Origin of the sequence: Carboxydocella sp. JDF658 (genome assembly GCF_002049395.1) — a bacterium.
GTDB lineage: Bacteria > Bacillota.
This window is the reverse complement of sequence record NZ_BDLR01000045.1, coordinates 98768-117284: the sequence shown is the minus strand read 5'-3', so window position 1 is coordinate 117284 and position 18517 is coordinate 98768. Positions and strand designations below refer to the sequence as shown.

The following is an 18517-nucleotide window of genomic DNA, read 5'->3' as shown; positions in this document are numbered from 1 at the left end:
TTTCATTAATTAAGACGAAAGCAAACAGGATTGGTTAGTGGTTTGGGGGAAAAATCTAAAATTTGATCCGCCGCGGCGGATTTCCAGAAAAATCGGAAATGACCGCTAATTTATTGCTGAACTGTTTCAGCTGCATTATAATAATATCAAACGGTGAGAAATTAACAAGTACGATAATTTTTTGTACATAGTACAAAAAAACGTACTGTAAATAGGAGGAAGTAAAATGGATATACGCCAGGAACTCCTGGAACTTAAATGCCCGGTTGCCATTGCCCAGAATATTGTTGCCGGCAAATGGAAGCTGGTGATTATCTGGATGTTAAAGGATGGGCCCAAACGCTTTAATGAGTTATTGCGGGCTTTACCCAGTATCCGTCAGGGCTACCTCACCCAGCAGCTGCGGGAGTTAGAGCGGGATCAGCTCGTACATCGCCATGTCTATCCGGTTGTGCCGCCCAGGGTTGAATATTCTTTAACAGATATGGGTCAGCGGTTTCTCGAGGTGCTGAACAAGATGTATGAATGGGGTTTAGAATACCAGGAATTTCTTCGCCACTCTTCAATATCAACAGAGAGGAGCCAGTAAATGCGTCTAAATTTTCGTCTGCGGATTCTATTATTGTTTTTGATTATTACCATTGTTCCTTTTGCCTTTTTCTTTTATTTTTCCTGGCGAGCCGAGCGGGAAGCCTTAAAACAACAACTGGAATACCATCTGGTGATTATGGCTAACAACCTGGCAGAAAGCACTTATCAATTTGTAAATGAGCGCTTGACTGACTTGAAATTCATGACTCTGTCCGTCCCCTGGACCTCCAGCCCGTACATCCTGCGTAAGTACTTGCAAGACTTTAATGAAAGTTATCCCCAGTACGACGGTGCCATTTATGTAAATCCTGCAGGTCAAGTCCTGGCTGACTCCAATATCTCTGCTGAAGGTAAAGATGTCAGCAGCAGACCCTGGTTTAAGCCTGCTTTACAGGGTCAGTACTATTTTTCTGATATCTATTATTCTCCCATTGTCCAACGTCCATTGCTTGTTTTAGCCGCCCCTGTAAAGAGCCAGAACCAGATCGTCGGTGTTGTTTCCCCCTCAGTTCACCTTGCTAATTTATGGCAAATGGTCGATGCTTTTAGCAGCCGCCAGCAGACTTTTGGCCAGGCTGGTTATGCCTTTATTATTAACCAAAAAGGTGAATTCATTGCCCATCCTGACCGACAAAAAATTCTCAAGGATAATTTTCTCACTGAGCACCAGTTACAGTTAAACACGATTTTAACAGCAGCCAGGGAAAAAAAGCTGATCAATCTGCCCCGGGACAGGGCTGTTGCAGCCTTCGCTCTGGTCAAACCTTTTTCCTCAAATACCCGGGCCTGGGTCGTAGGGGTTACCATTCCAGAACAGGTTCTCTATGCCCCCCTGGATAAATTGACTCGCGACCTGGTTAGCTTATTTGCCGTTGTTCTTTGTGTCTCTCTGTTTTTTTCTTTATATCTAGCCCATTCTCTCGGCCAGCCTTTAACTAAACTGTTGACGGCCATTGCCTCTTATGGGGAAGGGAAAAAACCTGAACCTCTTCCAGTGGAATCCGATGATGAAATCGGAAAGCTGAATCGGGCCTTTAATCAGATGGTATGGCAACTGGAAGAACGGGAAAAAGAATTGATCCGCTCAGAAAAGTTTAAAACAGCTGGTCAGCTGGCTGCCGGTATGGCCCATGAAATCCGCAATCCCCTGACTACAATCAAAGGCTTTTTACAAATTTTTAGCCAGCAAAATGCTAGTACCAATCAAATCAATCCCAAATATTTGCATCTGATAATTAATGAGGTGGAACGGATTGAACGGATCATCAACGAATTCCTTTACATCAGCAAATCTGTTAAAAAGGAATCTGTCAATTTAAATAGCTTGCTGCAAGATTTACTCATGTTCTGCGAACCCAGAGCCTTTCAGCAAAAAGTCATCCTGCAGCGGGAACTGGCAGACAACTTGCCCCTGGTGGAATTGGTCCCGGAACAAGTTAAACAGGTTTTCCTCAATCTTATCCAGAACGCCCTGGAAAGCATGCCCGCTGGAGGCGAACTGAAAATATCCAGTCAATGGCTACCAGACGCCAACCTGATCGAAGTTAAAGTTAGCGATACCGGTTTTGGAATGACAGAAGAAACCCTGGCCCAGCTGGGAACCCCATTTTTCACAACCAAACCCGATGGTCATGGTCTTGGCTTAATGCTCACTTACCAGCTGGTAGAACTATGGGGAGGCAAAATTCAAGTAAAAAGCGCCCCCGGCCAGGGCAGTACTTTTTCAATATTTATCCCCTGCAGCCAGTAACAAAAGGGCCCTATGCTGTCTATACGCATAAAAAAACAACCCTGCAGTCAAGTAAAACCGCAGGGTTGTTTAGTTATTCTTAAGCTTTATGACTTTTTGCCGCTTCCATACATCCCTTAGGATCTTTAAGCAACCCGCTCAATTCGAGACACATCCTGGTATCGGGAATTTGTCCGGTCTTGATGTATTCGATCATCATGGGGGTTACATAGGGCACGATTTGCGGCAGAATATTCGGCATCAGTGCTTCCATGGTCTTCGGCAGCAAATCCGGCATCAGTTCTTCCATATCTTTTGGCAAAGGCCCTACTCTCCGGGCTACCTCCTTGATCATATCCGGCATGACCTTGGGCATGACGCCAGGCACCAGCAATGGCATCATGACCGGCATCATCCTGGCCATTAAGGACAATCCGCCTGGAATCAATTTCATGAGCTTCATCATCGGAACCATACCGGGCGGCATATTGGCAAACATCTGCGGGAACAAAGAGGCCATAAGCTTGGCCATGTTTTCCGGATACATCAGGATGATGAACTTCTCAAATATACCCCAGGCTTCCAGCGAAGCTCCGGTTTTGTCCTCGATCTCGTATCCCAATCCTTTGGCCACAAAGCGAGCCAGGTCGGTTATAGCAATATCCATATCGTTATGTTTGGCCGAGTTCCGCAATTGAACCTGGCAGCATGGGCACAGAGCTAGCAAAGCCTCTGCGTTAACGTCAATGGCTTCCTGGATCCGCATCCCGCCCAGCTTTGGCGCTACCGGCATTTCACCGATCAGGGTTAACACCGAACCGCAGCAATAACCGTTTTCCCGGTTATGTTCCATTTCCACCAGCTCGACCCCGGGTATGGCCTGGATTAATTGCCGTGGAGGCTCATAAACCCCCTGCGCGCGCCCCATATGGCAGGAATCGTGAAATGCCACCCGGGCCTTGACTTCATGATCGAATTTAAGTTTGCCGGCTGCCAGGGCCTCGGCAGCAACCTCGGAATAATGCTTTACTTCAAATTCATATGGAACACCCAGTTCAGCAGCCAGATTGGGATAAAGCTCCTTCCAAACCAGGGCACAGGCCGGGCAGGAAGTAACTACCGTCTTGACACCGCGCTTCCTGGCTTCAGCGACATTGTGCCGGAAGATTTCTTCGAAAACATCCCATTTACCGGAGACTTTCATGGGAATCCCGCAACAGGCCTCGTCTGTCCCCATATAGGTGAATTCAATCCCTGCTTTGTCCAGCAGGCGAACGGTCGCTTCAGCCACATCGGTGTTGACATAAGAGGCCGTACATCCGGCAAAATACATGATTTCGGCTTTATCTTTGATCTTAGCTTTGATATCATCCGGGAGCCAATCTGCACGATGTTCCCTTTTGCCGGCCCATATGTTTTTCTCGCCCCGCAAGGAGGCAGCCATCATCTCGAAAGGTGGGAAAGTCATCCGTTTTTCTTCGTGAACCAGCTTGCCTCGCATTTCCATCCAGTTATGCTCTACCGGCAGGTTAAGCTGGCAACGAATATTACAAAGTTCACAGGTGGTACACAGCAGGAACCTGTCTACCATCTCCTGGGTAAATTTCTCCCGTCCTGCCAGTACCTCCCGGATAAAGGCATATTTTCCGCGGGGCGAATGGGATTCCCACCCCCGGCCCAGATACTGCTCGCAAGTAGGAACACAGTAGCCGCAGCGGGCACAGGCTGTGGCAAAAAAGGCGACACTGCCAGGAATACCGTTGATCTCTTTGGTCCGATCGGCCCCATCCCCGAAGTTGACTCTGGCAGCGTTGGCTACTACCCTGACCAGAGGTTCAAATGTAGAAGCAATACTCATCAAAGTATTAATTGTCCCGGAACCAATAACTTTATTGGGATTCATAATCCCCTGCGGATCGATCTTTTTCTTGAAGTTTACCAGAGTCTGGTAACGTTCGCTCCCCAGTACATTCCGGGCTTCATGGCGGAAGAACAAGCCGGTAGCGTAGACCGAACCGCCATGCTTTTTGGCGATTTCGATTACCGACAACGCCAGACCAAAAGCCAGGTTAAAAGCGAATTTCCGTTCATCGTGGGGAATGAAGCCCAGAAGGACAATCTTATCACCAGCAGTCGCCATGCCCTCCAGAATAAAGGGATGTTTGATCTTCCGGTCAATTTCCTCCATTACATCCGCAAAGCTAGCAAAGGGAACCAAAGCCTCAGTGGGGATAATTGACGGGCCGATCCTCTTCAGCTTCATCGGCGAAAACCGCTGTTCCCACTCATGTTCAGTTGCTTCCCGACTTAGCTCTTCACCCTTGTTGGCCTTGATGATTTGAGTTAATTCCTGGTCAATAATCCCACGCCGGGACTCTGGATAAGCAACCATTGCAATATAGGCTTCCGGCAGCTCCGGCTCGATATGCGGATTGGCTTCCTCATAGGGATGGCCATGCCGGTGAGGCAGCTTTTTCTTCAAACGAATAGATTCAGGATTAAGCAAAGTTAATGACCAGACCTGCAGCTTGCGGGCAGAAACTGCCTGCAAGAATTGACCCGCTGAACGGGCATCCCGGAAAGCGATTGCCCTATGCACCTCCGGCTCAAGATCCCGGAGCAGAACAGTAACTTCGGTTATAATCCCGGTAATCCCCTCTGCATCGGCAATATAGTCACCCAGTTCCCTACCGGTAAAGGTGCGGACTTCACCGGTGGGCAGCACCACCCGGGCCGAAGTTATGTTATCTCTGATCGGGCCGTATTCATAGGAACCAAAGCCTGAACCACCCTGGGCCAACCAGCCCCCAACCGTAGAAGCCGGTAGAGATGTGGGGTAAATTCGCAAATCAAGCCCCTGTTTGTTGATTTCCTTCTGCAGGGTCTGCCAGATAACCCCCGGCTGGACGCGGACTGCTTTTTTGCCGGTGTCTATCTCCAAAATCCGGTTCATTGCAGTCAGGTCCACCACTACCGCACCTTCACCTGGCAATACTCCGCCAAAGCCGGATGTGGCGGCTCCCCTTGGAACTAGTTGCAGGCGTTCCTGCCGGGCCAGTTTTACCAGTTCCACAACTTCTGTTTCACTTTTGGGTCTCACCACAGCACCAGCGATACCGGTAGGAAGAAACGGCTTGATCAACTTCGGAATTGCACCAACATCGTAGGAATACAGCTTTCGTTCAATCCGGTCAACTCGATAGCCGTTTTCCCCGAAAATTCTTTTCAGTTCTCGCTCCACTTTTTCGCTGACTGCAGGCATTTTACATCCCCCTTTCAAATTTTACCCAAGGCATTTCCCCCGGAAAGTGAAAATGCTAACAAGTATCCTCAATAAAAATTTAACACATATTTGCACGTCTGTCTACTATTAAAATTAATTTTTTTTTCGCCTTAGATTATTTTGGCATAAATTATCTATAGAAAAATTTATGAATAATGATAGTGAAAAATTCATTGACAATTGCTAAAATAGAAATAAGATAATAGAATAAAGTAATTAAATATAGTGAAAGAAGGTTATTTCAACATGAAAAAAAATAAAAGGAAAGCCTTTATTGATGCCAGCAAATGTGACCGTTCCCCTTCTTGCCCAGCTCGCAAGGCCTGTCCCTTTGGAGCTATTACCCAGGAGAAAAAATGGTTTTTTAAGGCCGAGGTACCTCAAGTAAACACTCACCTCTGTGCTGGCTGCGGTGAGTGCGTTAAATTCTGTCCTCGTGGTGCCGTAAAACTGCTCTAAAAGTCCTTGCGGCTGCTTGCAGAGAACCTGCCAGTTGTTCTCATTCAAAACAGCCGCTGGTCGCCCCTGTGGGCTACAAGATGGTCACCCACAGGGGCAATTGTCAGCGTTTTTCAGGCAATAAAAAACTCCCGGCAGCAAAACCGAGAGTAATCAGCCCGCTCTATTCTGGTCCTGAACATCTGGGCAATGGTAAAGATTGTTACGTATAACTTTCTTACTTTCAGGCCATGCTATTTTTGAATTGACCGGAGGTGAAATCAATGCGCAGAGACCTGTTTGCCAGACATGGCGGTGTTCATTTTACCGCCAATGTTTCGCCCCACGAAATCAACACATTTATACGCGAGCTCCCGGCTGAAAAACGGGACAACCTTTTTGAAGTCCTAAGCGAGCTGGACGCCAAAGGGTTAATTACTATCCATAATGACGGGGTCTTTACCGATGGTGTAGGTAATATCAGCGCCGAAGACCAGGAATGTTGAAATCGGTCACCTTAGCCTTTCTGCCAATGCTTTTAAGATATTCTCCAGCCTGGGTTTCCTGTTGCCTTGCCAGTTCAGGATAGTATTTCCATGCCGAAAATACCTTATCCCATAGTTTTGACGGAAACATCTTTTTTAATGAATCTGTATAACCCGCTCCATCCACAGGTTCTTTGTATTCAAGCAAAGTATATTCACCCTTTTCGTTTTTTGAAAAAGAAATAACCGTAGGAATGGCGCCACTACCGCTAATCTTGGTAAAAATTCCGTTTTCAAAACCAAAATATCCAAAACTTGAAATCGTGTATACTATTATTTTGCCATCTCTTTCCTCGGTATCAAGAATTAAATGTCCTTCTGTCGCTACTTCTCCCTCAAGATAACCATTCTTCCCTCGATTTTTAATTGCAATGCTTACAGCTTTATCGATTGATTTCGGCTTTCGGGTTTCTTCTCTCTTTTTAAAGCTTTTGGCTATTTTGACAAGTTCGGACTTGTTCACATACCTGGTGTGTGCATATATGTCATAAGCAATTTTTATATTTGGAAATAATAAATACAAATGGTTCTCGTTCTTAACAGAGGTATCTCCAGATGCCGCAGGTTGCGTTAAATCAAGATTTACTAAAACCGCTTTTGTGAATAATCCTTCAATTTTCTCTTGCCACTTTGTTTCTGAGTGATTGGGCAAAAAGAGCGGTTGGTCGGGTTCATAACCTACAATTTGTACTCCGCCAATAGGAATGTTGTTTTTCTCAAAGATCAGTTCAGCTTCACCAACTGTTATTTTCCATTCAGAAGGAATTTGCATTGTATAGTCCCCTATCTCAACAGAAACTTGTTTTGTCAGAGGATTTGTTAATAATAATCCACAAAGTACAACCAGACAAAGGACCCCGGTCACTAAGAACATTCTTTTTTTGCCCTGGAAAAACTCTGCCATTTTTATCATCCTTATTCTTCTCTCAGTATTATTTTTATCATCGACGATTCCGATAAACCTTGAAGCAAGTCCAGGCGAGTTGAAGCTTTCAAGTACAGCTCTTTAAAATGGAAGGCGGAAGCAGAATTTTCGGCCGCATAATACCAAAAAGCGCCGGAGTCAATATTATCTCCTGGATAATAATTTCAATATCTCCTTTAACTCCCAGTCAGTTTGCGGTGAAAGCTTTAGAGCCCGAAACTGCTTATAGAGTGCTTGACCAAAACATTGATATTGGCCATATACTATGTGTTAAACAAAAAAGAACCATCGATAATGGGGGCGTATTTTCTTTCTATAACAGGCATTTTAAGGTTATCTATAAGAAACCAATCCTATTCCGCCACGCACGAAGATAGATGTATTAATAAGTCCGGTTTTTGGCGTAAAAGTGCAATACAAAAACACTGTATTTGAAATTCTCCCCTATGTTAAGCCGCAAAAGACTCAAAAACCAAAAACTGAAGCTACTGAGAGAAAGCCCTATATGCCTCCAGATACGCATTACTTTAAGTATGGACACAATCTGGTTAAAAGACTTACCTACGAAGACAGTGACAGGGATATTTTAAAAATGCTTGAAGAGATATTTCTCCGAAAGTATGCTTAGCTTTGCCTGGATCTAATTTTAAGGAGACCTTAACCGGGCTTGATTTGCCAAAAGTTATGAAGTGAGGTTAAGTCAAGGGCGGGCGAAGCCCGTTCACTTTACCCTTGACTTAACCGAACGTAATAACTACAATTGCCAAAGCCCGGTTAGGTTCTTAGCAGGGGGGTGACATTTTCACAAGTTATTGACAAAATCCTTTTTTTATCAATTCTTCAGCTATAACTTCGGTATAATATTGGTTAGTATCACTACCTAAATTATACCATATTTTTATTTTTCATGCAATTTGAGTTATTATAGTATCTCCCTAACCTCAACCCCCGCCTTCAAAACAAAAACCACCTCCACCAGCTACTTTACCCGTATCTCCTCCACCAGTCTTGTGGGAGTTCTGAAGCCCTTTATATACCTCCTCCCAGGATTTTCTCAGCTTCTCCGGGTCCTTTACCACCCCTGGATGCTCAAGGATTCCTCCCGGGCGCCCCGTTGCCAAAAAACCTCGCGCCGAATTCTTCAGTCGCCAGCGCAAGCCCGATGGCTTCTCTCGCCATAGCAATTGGAGATAAACCTTTCACCCCGTCAAAGCCTAAACCCGGAATATGGAATATTTGTTCAGGCTTGTACTCAGTGGTTTTCATACCTTCTGTATGCCTGTAAACCAGCTGCTTGGTTTTCTCATCCCGGATGATCTTCCTCCTGAAAAAAGACATAAAAAAAGCACCGTCTAAGCGATGCTCTTACCAATCAAAATCTTATATTTGATAATCAGTTGTCTTCTTCCTCTTCAACATCCCCAAAAAGGATTCGCATAAAATCTCGTCTGCCATATAGCACTCTGTCCACATATACAGTATCATTTTCATAACGGTAAAAAGCTGTATAGCCCACACACAAGGTAACGATAGCTTGTTTCAATTAATAACAGAGGACAAGGGCGCTCCAATCAACGGGAATTCCATAAGATCTCTGAATCGTTTGGTGATTTTGGCCAGCACATTCGTTGCTGCTGTAGGATTACCTAATTCCTCGGAGATATATTCTTTTATCTCCAGCATATCCTTTTGCGCTTTGGGCGAGATTTTAAGATTAACCATTCGTTACCCCCAGGGATGCTTCTAGTTCATCAATGGTTAGCCATCCATTTTCCTGCCCTGCCTTTTCACCTTTAGCAAGTTCAGTAAGCAATTTTAATTTTGCCTGCATTTTTTCATATTCCTGCATATCCATAACCACATAGCGGCCACGGCCATTTTTTGTTAAAAAGACCGGTGAACCCTCCTCTATGCTGCACAACACTTCATTGTAATTCCTTAAATCGGAAATCGGCTTAATGTTAGGCATAATAAATCTCCTTTCCCTTTTGCTGTTATTATTATAGCAATATTCTTCGTAAAATATAACAGCAACGTTGAAGGGACTTAGAATATTTATACCTGAAGCCCTCAAAACGCAAAAAGACATGCCAAAATCCTGCTCTGCTGAATTTGTAACATCAGCCACTGTTTACAAATATGTTGGAAATGCTACTATGAGAGTTGTTCGAAAAATAGAGGAAATTAACAAATAAAAATTCTATAGCACAAGAATCCCTCTGTTGTCATACACAGACCCTCTTTTCTGATGCCTAACTGCTCTATCGAGAGCCATTATAAGCGCAACAGCACAATAAGCTGCGAAAATTGAGTTGATATTTAATCTGAAATGTATTATTATACAATTGTATAATTAGTTGATGAGTCAACCAAAATCAAAAGGGGACTGAGAACATGGCAGAACACCATGAAAATGTCTGGTCAAAGGATTTTACGCTGCTATGGATAGCAAACTTCCTGATGGCTGCGGGTTTTTATTTTCTACTTCCCACCATGCCTGTATATGCGATGAAAGTTATGGGAGCCAATGAAAGTCAGGTGGGTTTTGTCATTGGAGTATATACTTTGTCTGCTGTGGCGATAAGGCCTTTTGGTGGATATGCCCTGGACTCCGTGGGCCGGAGGAAGGTCTTCCTTTGGGCATTGGCATTATTCGCCCTCTTTATGGGAAGCTATTATTTTGCCACCAATCTGGTTTTTCTCCTCCTGCTACGCCTGCTGCACGGTTTTTGCTGGGGGGTGACTACCGTCGGCGGGAGCACCATCGCGGCTGATATCCTGCCACCGCAGCGTAGGGGCGAAGGGATCGGCTACTTCGGGCTGACCATGACCCTGGCCATGTCCTTAGGCCCGGTTATCGGGCTGCAGTTGATGGGGGAAACAAACCAATACGGCAGGCTGTTTTTTACAGCTATGGGCCTAGTGGTTTTGGCTTTTATTATAGCTAATTTTATCAGGTATCCCCAACTGCCTTTGACAAGACGCTCTATATCCTGGGATGCCTTTATAGAAAAGAAGGTTTTGCCGGTTTCGACGGTGATGTTTTTTTCGGCCCTGGTATACGGCGGGATAGTATCCTTTATCACTCTTTTCAGCAAGGAAATCGGCATCAAAAACGGCGGTACCTTCTTTCTCGCCTACGCCGCCGCTTTAAGTCTGGTCCGGCCTACATCCGGGAAGCTATTGGACCGCCGGGGACCAGCTCCTGTAATAACTGTCGGCTTCTTATGCACGGCTGCCGGGTTTATCCTTCTTTCCTTAAGTAGGGAATTAACCGGTTTTCTGGCAGCCGCTGTAATTATAGGGGCAGGCAACGGGATGGTCTGGCCCAGCATTCAGACTATGGTTATCAACATGGTCAAACCCCAGCGCCGGGGCGTGGCTAATTCGACTTATTTCTCGGCGTTGGACCTGGGTATCGGCTTAGGTTCCATCTTTTTGGGTTGGCTGGCTAACCGGACTTCCATCGGAACCATGTATTTTTTTAGCGCACTCATTCTTTTCGTGCCCCTGGCGTATTTTTCCCTCTATGCATTAAAAGACTATAATGCAAAAGTGGACCGGGGTGAAGTACATGATTGATTTGAATGATAACGTAGGCAAGTATGTATCATTTACCTGGCGCAACATGATTTCCTTTATGGCCAGGAAAATGGAGCCCCTGCACATCGGCGCCGGCCAGTATGCCTACCTTTTTTCTTTATACTTTAAGGACGGCCAGTCCCAGCAGGCTTTAAGCGACCGGTTGCTGGTGGATAAGGCAGCAACTGTCCGGGCTATTAAAAAGCTGGAAGCTGCCGGTTATGTGGAAAGAAGGCCGGATGAGCAGGACAAACGTTCATTCAGGATTTTTCTTACGAAGAAGGGGAAAGCTGTAAGACCAGAGCTGGAGGCTATTGTGAAAGAGGTGCAGGAAATTCTCCTGGAGGGCATGTCCCCGGAAGAAAAGGTGTTAATTAAAAGGCTGATGCAACAGATGGCCCACAATATTATCCAGGCCAACCGCGGCAGCCTATAGAAAGGGGGGAGATTATGAGTGCACTGCCGTTTATTGAAGCCATCAGGGCGAGAGACGAAAAATTTTATAAACTGATGAAGGACCTGCAGGAACTGGTGTACGGGGAAAGCAGCCTGGACGCAAAAACCAAGATGATGATTTCCCTGGCCGTCGACGCCGCTGTCGGAGCTAATGACGGGGTTAAGGCTATTGCCAATGTATTGAGACAAATGGGTGTGACAGATGAGCAAATCAACGAAGTTTTACGGATCACTTACTTCACCAAAGCGAATTCAACACTGGTCACTTCTTTGGCTGCTTTTGAAAAATAGGCCGCTCCATACTCTTCAGCCTCCCCATCTCTCAGGCGGATTTTGATAATGCCCGCCCAAATCGCAAAAGATTTTCAATTGGTGTTTTCTCCCATCGTCCGCGGGAACATACTCAATCCTCCTAAAAGCCCATAAAGCCTTGCTGTGCAAGGCTTTATGGGCTGTGTTTCCTTTTGAGCGATACTACGCACTCGATGTGCTGCGTATGAGGAAACATATCCACTGGTTGGACCCACTTCGGTTCATAACCCAGTTCCTGTAATCGGGCCAAATCCCGGGCCAGGGTAGCTACATCACAGGCTACATAAACAATTCTTTCCGGTTTCATACCCGCCATGGCTTGTAGAGCAGGAAGCTCCACCCCGGCTCGTGGGGGGTCCACCACAATCACCTGGGCCCGGTAACCTTCCCGCTCCCATTCCGGTAAAATCTTCTCTGCCAATCCCACTCTAAAACTGGCATTGGTTATCCTGTTAATGGTCGCATTCACCCGGGCGGCAGCAATGGCTTCAGCCACTACCTCTACTCCGCGAACCTCGGCAGCCTGCCGGGCCATTAGCAGAGCAATAGATCCCACACCGCAATAAGCATCAATAACTTTTTCTCCTCCGCTGAGAGCTGCTGCCCCGGCTGCCTGCTGATAAAGGACCTCTGTCTGCCGTGGGTTTACCTGCAGGAAAGCTGCCAGGGAAACCTGAAATTTTAAACCCAGTATCTCTTCCTCAATAAAGCCAGGTCCTGCCAGTGTTTGGTTTTCTCTGCCTAATATCTCGCGCGTTTTTTGCTGATTAATGTTCCAAACAACAGTAGTGACACCCTCCTCCCCTAGTAATTTGGAGGCCAGTTCCATTAATCTTCGCTTCAAGCTAACCTCAGGAACAGTTACCAGGCCCACCATAACCTGCCCTGTAACTGTTTGCCGTAAAATAATATGTCTCAGCTGCCCGGTATGGTTACGCCAATCATAAGGCAGGATATTAATCTCATTCAGGAGATGCTCTATTTTATTCTTAAGCTGATTTAGTCGGAGTGGTAATAGCAGACAGTAATCAATGGGAATTATTTGCTGGCCCCCGCGCTGGAAAAAACCCAGCCTTAACCTGCGATTTACTTTAGTTACATGCCAGACAACCTTATTGCGATACTGCCAGGGCTCTACCATGCCCAGTACTGACCTGACCTCAACTTTTCCCAGATCTAATTTACCAATCCGTTTCAGGGTATTCTGTACCAGTTCTCTTTTTACTGCCAGCTGAGCTGAATAAGCCAGTTGCTGCAACTGACAACCCCCGCACTGTTCAAAGTAAGGGCAATGGGGCTGGCAGCGTTCAGCCGATGGTACATGAAGATTTATTATGCGAGCCCGGGCCCAGCTCTTTTTTTCTTCTGTTACTTCAATTTCTACTTCCTCTCCTGGCAGGGCTCCTGGTACAAAATAAACCTTGCCTGCCAGGCGTCCTACTCCTTCGCCTTGATGGTTAATATCAGTAATAATCAGTTTCATTTTATCCTCCTGACTTAGACATGCCTTTAAAAATACCTCTATGCTCCCAAATTTTTTCTGCCAGGAAAAAGTCCAGGGCTGTATCAATGTCGATAGACTTCCAATCCTCCATTATGTATGCCCCTATCCGAACCGGACTTTTTCCTCGACGGATAAATTCACTGCGATAAATATAGATTGCTCCATTGGGACGAAAAGCCGGGGCTAAATCCTGACTGCGCAATGAGCCCTGGTAATCAAAAAAAGGCTTTACTTCCCCGGTAACAGCAATGGTTTTGTACCAGTAGGGATGGATATTTGAGGCACAGAGGCTTATTACCAGGTCCCATTGTCCTTTTCGCATTTCCTGTAATGCCAGGCTGATATCCTCTGATTCCCTTAAAGGGGAGGTTGGCTGCAATAAAACTATGTACTCGGGAAAAAAACGTTCCTGCTCAACGAACTCAAGCGCATGTTTAACTACTTCCAAAGAACTGGCTTCATCTGTTGCCAGCTGAGGCGGCCTGATAAATGGCACCTCTGCCCCCCAGGCCCTCGCAACAGCAGCTATTTTTTCATCTTCGGTAGAAACAATTAACCGGCTAATTTCCTTACAAGCCAGGCCGGCACAAATAGTATGGGCTATCAATGGTTTATCGCCAAACTTTTTTATATTTTTCCCGGGTAAACGTTTAGAGCCTCCTCGCGCTGGAATTAATCCGAGAACAGTCAATTTTTTCACCTGCTTTTATAAAAAAATTGTTATAATAAAAGTAAAATCTCCCAAGGAGGGGATATGATGAAAAAACGGATCGTCATTTTAGGTGGTGTAGCCGCTGGTATGAGCGCAGCGGCAAAAGCACGGCGTACCGATTCTGATGCTATTATTGAAGTGTACACCAGCGAAGAATTTATTTCATACGGTGCCTGTGGACTCCCTTACTTTCTCTCAGGGGTTATCCCTTCTTACGAAAAACTGATCGCCCGTACCCCGCCCTTCTTTGCCCAGCAAAATATCCAGGTTTTTTTGAACCATAAGGGCCTGGCGATAAACTCACAGGAACTAACCTTACAGGTTCTCGATCATGAATCTAACCTGGAAAAAAAAGTATCCTTCGATGCTCTCGTCATCGCTACCGGTGCCCGTCCTATTATCCCCCCGCTCCCTGGCATTAAAGCAGCCAATATTTTTACATTGAAAACTATCCCTGATGCTCTGCGCATCAAAGATTATATTCGGCGCTTTCAGCCCAGGAATGCAGTGATCGTCGGGGGAGGCTATATCGGGTTAGAGGTAGCAGAAGCCTTTATTCAGCTGGGGTTGAAAACCACCATCATTGAACTGGCTCCCCAAGTTGCTCCCAATCTGGATGCCGACCTGGCTCAACTAATCGAACAAGAGCTTTTACAACATGGTGTTGAAGTCAAAACCGGCCATAAGGTTCTAGCTTTCGAAGGAGAGGAAAGAGTAACCAGAGTAATTACCGACCAGGGCCCTCTACCCGCTGATTTGGTCCTCCTAGCCATTGGCGTGACCCCTAACTCAGAAATTGCCGAAACGGCCGGAATTAAGCTTGGCCCTAAGCAGGCTATCCTCACTGATAACCAGCAGCGTACTAATTTACCTTATATTTTTGCGGCCGGAGACTGTGCCACTGTTTATCATCGCCTCTATCAAGGACCAGCTTACATACCATTAGGTACTACCGCTAATAAACAGGGCCGGGTAGCTGGCACCAACGCGGCTGGCGGACAACTGCAATTCGACGGTGTACTGGGGACAGGCATTGCCAAAATCCTCAACCTGGAAGTAGCCCGTACCGGTCTTTCCACCCGCGAAGCTACTCAGCTCAACTTAAATTTTAACACAACTGTAATTAAATCGCGAACAAGGGCTGCCTACTACCCGGAATCAACCCCGATTACCATTAAATTGCTCTGGCAAGAGGAAAACAGGCGTCTTATAGGGGGACAAATTGTCGGAGGCCCTGGCTCAGGTAAAAGAATCGATGTTATTGCTACAGCTATCAGTGCCGGTATGTCCGTTGATGAATTCCGGCAGCTGGATTTAGCCTATGCCCCGCCTTTTGCCCCGGTCTGGGACCCCCTTTTAATCGCCGCTAATCAAGCTGATTAAGCGAGAGAGGCGATGAAGTAAACAATAACTTCATCGCCTGTTTTTTACATCAAGGCTTGTCTGGGTAAAAATCCGGGAAGAAGGTAACCTTGTTGAAGTAAAAGGACCCATTGATGTCTCTAAACCAGAAGTAATTAAAGAACTGGAACCTTTGCACGCCGCGGCTATCGGTAATGAAGTAATGGCTGCCATTAACAAAGCACAGGAATTGGGCTCCGACGCCTTCGGTTTCGGCGAAACGTTCCGACGTAAATTCCCCAGGAATGGAAGAAGATTAAGAAAGACTGGTATGTTTATTTTGTGACTCGGCAGACAAAATGTATCGAATCGGTCCAGGAAGCAGCTTATCCAAGACGTTCTCGTCTTTTGTATCCAGGTTAGGAAGTTTTTCGAAGAGATAGCTAAGATAGTGGAAGGGATTTAAGCCATTCTGCTTGCTTCAAGTATCCCTATGAGATCCAGAGAATTATATATACAACCAACGTTATCATAGGCAATTACGGAAAGTGACAAAGACCCCCCAGAGTTTATCGCTTAGTTTTCCAGAAATAGTAAGGTAAAGGTAGGGAACAAAAAATCCACCTGGCCCCCTCCCTCTCCCACTCAGGCAAAACCTTCGCTGCTAGCCATGCCCTGAACCTAGTGTTAGTAAACCATTGATTCTGGCATTAACCCGGGCCGCATTAATGGCTTCCGCCACCATTTCCACTTCTCGCACCTCAGCAGCCTGTCTTACCATTAGCAAAGAAATAGTTCCCACACCACAATAGGCGTCAATAACTTTTTCTACCCCGGTGATGTCTGCGGCCCGTGCTACCTGCTGATAAAGGATAGCTGTTTGTATTAGCTTTACCTGTAAAAATGCAAAAACGTAGCGTAATTTTAGGCGGTGTAGCCGCCGGCATGAGCGCAGCGGCTAAAGATCACCGCATCGGTTATGTCGGTTTAGAGGTAGCAGAAGCCTTTATTCAGCTCGGACTAAAAACCACTATCATCGAACTGGCTCCACAAATTACCACCAATCTGGATCCTGAGCTGGCACAAATCATCGAACAAGAACTAACCCAGCATGGTGTCGAGGTCCGAACTGGCCAAAAGGTTCTTGGTTTTGAAGGAAATGAGAGAGTAACCGCGGTGATTACCGCCAGGGCCCTTTACCTGCTGATCTGGTTTTACTGGCTATCGGTGTTACTCCCAACTCCGAAATAGCAGAAACTGCTGGCATTAATCTATGGCCAAAACAAGCCATCCTCACAATGAACAGCAACGCACCAATCTACCCTTTATTTATGCTGCCGGAGACTGTGTAACTGTATATTACAGTCTTTACAATGGCCAGTCTGGGATCCGCTATTAATAGCTGCCAACCAGACAAACAAGGATAAGAAAAAGGGCGATGAAATAGAAAGCAGACCATACTTCATCGCCTTTTGTCATTCAGGATGTTAAAGCCTGGCTTAGCTTCTTCCATTTCTGTTCGGTTTCAGTTCTGAACTCAAGTAAACCGGCAGTCTGAATCATAATAGCATCAGTTTTCGTCTCCAGCTTGTCCAGACGTTGCTCAATTGCATCCACTCTTTGTTCAATTCGGTCCAGTCTTTGTTCAATTTGCTGTTCCAGATTATCCATGCGTTTTTCCATAACATCCATGCGCTCCTGGATCTTTTCAAGCCACAGATTAGTCTGTTTTAATTCACCTAAAATAAGGTTTAATGCCGCCTCCATAATTATCTCACACTCCTGCATATATTATAACATTAAGCTAATAGAGCTGTTAACTGCTTTTTGGGTGGGTAAGATCCTTGAGTTTGACTTTGTACTCCAGTTTTTCTAATTTTAGTCCCTGATCAGCACAAATACACAACATCGCTCTAAAGTTCTCCTCGAATTGCACCATACTGTCCTGAATTTCAGCTATTTTGCTACAGAAGTTATTCTCAATGCGTTCCAGTTGTTCCTGTAAATCTATGGTATGATCATCCATTTCCATTATGCGCTCTTCCAGACAATGCAAAAAGTCTTCAACATCATCCAGTCCCTCTTCCACCAGGTCGAACCGGGATTCCAGCCGTTCCAGACGCTGTTCCAGGTTTTTTCCCACTTCAACCAGCTTTTCCCCCAACACCATCATTTCCTTTTTGAGCTCTTCCATCATCACCATAGCCCTTCCCCCTAACAGAAAATATGTTCGCAAAAACAGCATAGCAGAACATAGGTTCTCAAGTCAACCAAAAACTTTCGTCAAATTGTTGTATAAGAAGACATATTCAGGGAAAGATAAAGCAAACTAACGGGAAAGGGTGAAAAATATGGCGAAAAAGGACAAGAAAAAAACTGCTAAAGAAAAGACCGCTGCCAGCAATGCACAGCAGCGGATAGAAAAAGCTGAAGCCCAGGCCCATCGTCCGGAAATCTGAAACGGACTATAATTCTCTTACCCGGGAAACCCCCTGTTGCAGTTCCACCAGAAAAGCTTTGTCTCCACTTTGAGCCAGATGCTGATTATGGGTGACCAGGATTACCTGACGCCCAAAGCTCTGGCTCAATTGTTTTAAAAAAGTAGCTACCTGCAGGCTATATTCTTCCGAAACATGTTTGCCCGGTTCATCTAAAAGCAATGGACCCTCCAGCCCACAGGCTTCCAGTAAAGCGACGCGCAAGGCCAGAGAAACTACATCCACCACTCCTCCACCCCGCGCCTCCTGGGGCCGGGTTTCCACCCGATAACCCCCTTCATAGGTAGAGGTCAGGTAAAATTCAGCGCTGGGCTGCTTGTGTTTTTCCTCGATCTCCACCCGGAACTGGGTATCCCCCCCGAAAATAAATTGCAGGGCATTGGTCACCAGGGATTCAATCTGCTGGCGGGCCTGTTCCCGGGCAAATTCCGCCACCTCCTGCAGCAAAAGGCGGGCTTGCGTGGCATCATCCAGAGCCACCACCGTTTGAGCCAGTTCTTCTTTAACTTCCTGAAGCTGGCGCTCCAGCATCCTGTATTCCGCCTGCCGGCTCTGGCAATAGCTCTCCCACTCCTTTAATCCTTGCCGCCAGTCGGACATT

General features: G+C 46.0%; 20 protein-coding genes and 2 pseudogenes. 10 read left to right on the top strand and 12 right to left on the bottom strand.

Annotation, left to right across the window (positions count from 1 at the left end; translation table 11 throughout):
• Window positions 1–226 precede the first annotated feature (226 nt).
• Both JDF658_RS08655 and JDF658_RS08650 read left to right on the top strand, forming a co-directional pair.
• Complete coding sequence (locus JDF658_RS08655; protein WP_078665770.1) at window positions 227–589, top strand: helix-turn-helix domain-containing protein; 363 nt, start codon at window positions 227–229, stop codon at window positions 587–589.
• Window positions 590–2341, top strand: a complete 1752-nt coding sequence (locus JDF658_RS08650) for an ATP-binding protein (RefSeq protein WP_079907235.1) — start codon at window positions 590–592, stop codon at window positions 2339–2341.
• A 79-nt stretch (window positions 2342–2420) separates the two neighbouring features.
• On the opposite strand, the gene JDF658_RS08645 is transcribed toward JDF658_RS08650, so the two are convergent.
• Window positions 2421–5582 (bottom strand): FAD-binding and (Fe-S)-binding domain-containing protein, encoded by a 3162-nt coding sequence (locus tag JDF658_RS08645; RefSeq protein ID WP_079907234.1) that lies wholly within the window; start codon window positions 5580–5582, stop codon window positions 2421–2423.
• 267 nt (window positions 5583–5849) lie between these two features.
• Between JDF658_RS08645 and JDF658_RS08640 the strand changes: the two genes are divergently transcribed.
• Window positions 5850–6062 carry a 4Fe-4S binding protein gene (locus JDF658_RS08640; RefSeq protein WP_079907232.1) on the top strand — a complete coding sequence of 71 codons (213 nt, stop codon included), beginning with the start codon at window positions 5850–5852 and terminating at the stop codon, window positions 6060–6062.
• A gap of 263 nt (window positions 6063–6325) precedes the next feature.
• Window positions 6326–6547, top strand: coding sequence for a hypothetical protein (locus tag JDF658_RS08635; protein ID WP_078665766.1), 222 nt, complete (start codon window positions 6326–6328; stop codon window positions 6545–6547).
• Here the strand turns inward: JDF658_RS08635 and JDF658_RS08630 are convergent.
• From JDF658_RS08630 to JDF658_RS08615, 4 genes and pseudogenes are all read right to left on the bottom strand, one after another.
• Window positions 6522–7490, bottom strand: a complete 969-nt coding sequence (locus JDF658_RS08630; protein WP_079907230.1) for a hypothetical protein — start codon at window positions 7488–7490, stop codon at window positions 6522–6524. The two genes, JDF658_RS08635 and JDF658_RS08630, sit on opposite strands and share 26 nt — an antisense overlap.
• A gap of 1028 nt (window positions 7491–8518) precedes the next feature.
• Window positions 8519–8750, bottom strand: a pseudogene (locus JDF658_RS14825) (phage portal protein); the annotation flags it as partial.
• 300 nt (window positions 8751–9050) lie between these two features.
• Window positions 9051–9233 (bottom strand): type II toxin-antitoxin system RelE/ParE family toxin, encoded by a 183-nt coding sequence (locus JDF658_RS15025; protein ID WP_375804198.1) that lies wholly within the window; start codon window positions 9231–9233, stop codon window positions 9051–9053.
• Complete coding sequence (locus tag JDF658_RS08615) at window positions 9226–9480, bottom strand: type II toxin-antitoxin system prevent-host-death family antitoxin (RefSeq protein ID WP_078666673.1); 255 nt, start codon at window positions 9478–9480, stop codon at window positions 9226–9228. The genes JDF658_RS15025 and JDF658_RS08615 overlap by 8 nt, the downstream gene beginning before the upstream one ends.
• A 425-nt stretch (window positions 9481–9905) precedes the next feature.
• On the opposite strand from JDF658_RS08615, the gene JDF658_RS08610 reads away from it, so the two are divergent.
• From JDF658_RS08610 to JDF658_RS08600, 3 genes are read left to right on the top strand one after another with little or no spacing between them, the layout of a single operon-like run.
• Complete coding sequence (locus JDF658_RS08610) at window positions 9906–11093, top strand: MFS transporter (protein WP_079907229.1); 1188 nt, start codon at window positions 9906–9908, stop codon at window positions 11091–11093.
• Window positions 11086–11529: a MarR family winged helix-turn-helix transcriptional regulator gene (locus JDF658_RS08605; protein WP_159071962.1), complete on the top strand. Its 444-nt coding sequence runs from the start codon at window positions 11086–11088 to the stop codon at window positions 11527–11529. The genes JDF658_RS08610 and JDF658_RS08605 overlap by 8 nt, the downstream gene beginning before the upstream one ends.
• A 14-nt stretch (window positions 11530–11543) precedes the next feature.
• The gene (locus JDF658_RS08600) at window positions 11544–11840 is read left to right on the top strand and encodes a carboxymuconolactone decarboxylase family protein (RefSeq protein WP_079907227.1); all 297 of its coding nucleotides are present in this window, start codon (window positions 11544–11546) and stop codon (window positions 11838–11840) included.
• 154 nt (window positions 11841–11994) lie between these two features.
• On the opposite strand, the gene rlmD is transcribed toward JDF658_RS08600, so the two are convergent.
• Window positions 11995–13344, bottom strand: coding sequence for a 23S rRNA (uracil(1939)-C(5))-methyltransferase RlmD (gene rlmD, locus JDF658_RS08595; RefSeq protein ID WP_079907225.1), 1350 nt, complete (start codon window positions 13342–13344; stop codon window positions 11995–11997).
• Between the two features lies 1 nt (window position 13345).
• Entirely contained in the window at window positions 13346–14056 is a 711-nt protein-coding gene (locus tag JDF658_RS08590) for a cytidylyltransferase domain-containing protein (RefSeq protein WP_159446597.1), read from the bottom strand.
• A gap of 66 nt (window positions 14057–14122) precedes the next feature.
• Here JDF658_RS08590 and JDF658_RS08585 point away from each other — a divergent pair, with 66 nt between their 5' ends.
• Both JDF658_RS08585 and JDF658_RS14820 read left to right on the top strand, forming a co-directional pair.
• Window positions 14123–15460, top strand: a complete 1338-nt coding sequence (locus JDF658_RS08585; protein WP_079907221.1) for a CoA-disulfide reductase — start codon at window positions 14123–14125, stop codon at window positions 15458–15460.
• A 37-nt stretch (window positions 15461–15497) separates the two neighbouring features.
• A complete protein-coding gene (locus tag JDF658_RS14820) occupies window positions 15498–15764 on the top strand; it encodes a Ger(x)C family spore germination C-terminal domain-containing protein (protein ID WP_079907220.1) in 267 nt (88 codons plus the stop codon).
• Here the strand turns inward: JDF658_RS14820 and JDF658_RS14815 are convergent.
• Both JDF658_RS14815 and JDF658_RS14955 read right to left on the bottom strand, forming a co-directional pair.
• Window positions 15735–15851: pseudogene (locus JDF658_RS14815) on the bottom strand (hypothetical protein); the annotation flags it as partial. The gene JDF658_RS14820 and the pseudogene JDF658_RS14815 overlap by 30 nt on opposite strands.
• Window positions 15852–16082: 231 nt before the next feature.
• Window positions 16083–16205, bottom strand: coding sequence for a hypothetical protein (locus tag JDF658_RS14955; RefSeq protein WP_278308108.1), 123 nt, complete (start codon window positions 16203–16205; stop codon window positions 16083–16085).
• Window positions 16206–16363: 158 nt separating this feature from the next.
• Here JDF658_RS14955 and JDF658_RS08570 point away from each other — a divergent pair, with 158 nt between their 5' ends.
• Window positions 16364–16669: an FAD/NAD(P)-binding oxidoreductase gene (locus tag JDF658_RS08570; protein WP_159446596.1), complete on the top strand. Its 306-nt coding sequence runs from the start codon at window positions 16364–16366 to the stop codon at window positions 16667–16669.
• A gap of 228 nt (window positions 16670–16897) precedes the next feature.
• Here the strand turns inward: JDF658_RS08570 and JDF658_RS08565 are convergent, their stop codons facing one another.
• From JDF658_RS08565 to JDF658_RS08555, 3 genes are all read right to left on the bottom strand, one after another.
• Window positions 16898–17185, bottom strand: a complete 288-nt coding sequence (locus JDF658_RS08565; protein ID WP_079907216.1) for a hypothetical protein — start codon at window positions 17183–17185, stop codon at window positions 16898–16900.
• A 49-nt stretch (window positions 17186–17234) separates the two neighbouring features.
• A complete protein-coding gene (locus JDF658_RS08560) occupies window positions 17235–17621 on the bottom strand; it encodes a hypothetical protein (protein ID WP_079907214.1) in 387 nt (128 codons plus the stop codon).
• A 262-nt stretch (window positions 17622–17883) separates the two neighbouring features.
• A complete protein-coding gene (locus tag JDF658_RS08555) occupies window positions 17884–18516 on the bottom strand; it encodes an ATPase (RefSeq protein WP_079907212.1) in 633 nt (210 codons plus the stop codon).
• Window position 18517: the final 1 nt, after the last annotated feature.

Excerpts from the sequence above, each read along its gene's own strand:
- JDF658_RS15025 (WP_375804198.1), bottom strand. The coding sequence starts at position 9,233 with ATGGTTAATCTTAAAATCTCGCCCAAAGCGCAAAAGGATATGCTGGAG.
- JDF658_RS08585 (WP_079907221.1), top strand. The coding sequence starts at position 14,123 with ATGAAAAAACGGATCGTCATTTTAGGTGGTGTAGCCGCTGGTATGAGC.
- JDF658_RS08565 (WP_079907216.1), bottom strand. The coding sequence starts at position 17,185 with ATGGAGGCGGCATTAAACCTTATTTTAGGTGAATTAAAACAGACTAAT.
- JDF658_RS08635 (WP_078665766.1), top strand. The coding sequence starts at position 6,326 with ATGCGCAGAGACCTGTTTGCCAGACATGGCGGTGTTCATTTTACCGCC.
- JDF658_RS08645 (WP_079907234.1), bottom strand. The coding sequence starts at position 5,582 with ATGCCTGCAGTCAGCGAAAAAGTGGAGCGAGAACTGAAAAGAATTTTC.
- JDF658_RS08605 (WP_159071962.1), top strand. The coding sequence starts at position 11,086 with ATGATTGATTTGAATGATAACGTAGGCAAGTATGTATCATTTACCTGG.
- JDF658_RS08630 (WP_079907230.1), bottom strand. The coding sequence starts at position 7,490 with ATGGCAGAGTTTTTCCAGGGCAAAAAAAGAATGTTCTTAGTGACCGGG.
- JDF658_RS08615 (WP_078666673.1), bottom strand. The coding sequence starts at position 9,480 with ATGCCTAACATTAAGCCGATTTCCGATTTAAGGAATTACAATGAAGTG.
- JDF658_RS08650 (WP_079907235.1), top strand. The coding sequence starts at position 590 with ATGCGTCTAAATTTTCGTCTGCGGATTCTATTATTGTTTTTGATTATT.
- JDF658_RS08640 (WP_079907232.1), top strand. The coding sequence starts at position 5,850 with ATGAAAAAAAATAAAAGGAAAGCCTTTATTGATGCCAGCAAATGTGAC.
- JDF658_RS08600 (WP_079907227.1), top strand. The coding sequence starts at position 11,544 with ATGAGTGCACTGCCGTTTATTGAAGCCATCAGGGCGAGAGACGAAAAA.
- JDF658_RS08555 (WP_079907212.1), bottom strand. The coding sequence starts at position 18,516 with ATGTCCGACTGGCGGCAAGGATTAAAGGAGTGGGAGAGCTATTGCCAG.
- JDF658_RS08655 (WP_078665770.1), top strand. The coding sequence starts at position 227 with ATGGATATACGCCAGGAACTCCTGGAACTTAAATGCCCGGTTGCCATT.
- JDF658_RS08570 (WP_159446596.1), top strand. The coding sequence starts at position 16,364 with ATGAGCGCAGCGGCTAAAGATCACCGCATCGGTTATGTCGGTTTAGAG.
- JDF658_RS08560 (WP_079907214.1), bottom strand. The coding sequence starts at position 17,621 with ATGGTGATGATGGAAGAGCTCAAAAAGGAAATGATGGTGTTGGGGGAA.
- JDF658_RS08610 (WP_079907229.1), top strand. The coding sequence starts at position 9,906 with ATGGCAGAACACCATGAAAATGTCTGGTCAAAGGATTTTACGCTGCTA.
- rlmD (WP_079907225.1), bottom strand. The coding sequence starts at position 13,344 with ATGAAACTGATTATTACTGATATTAACCATCAAGGCGAAGGAGTAGGA.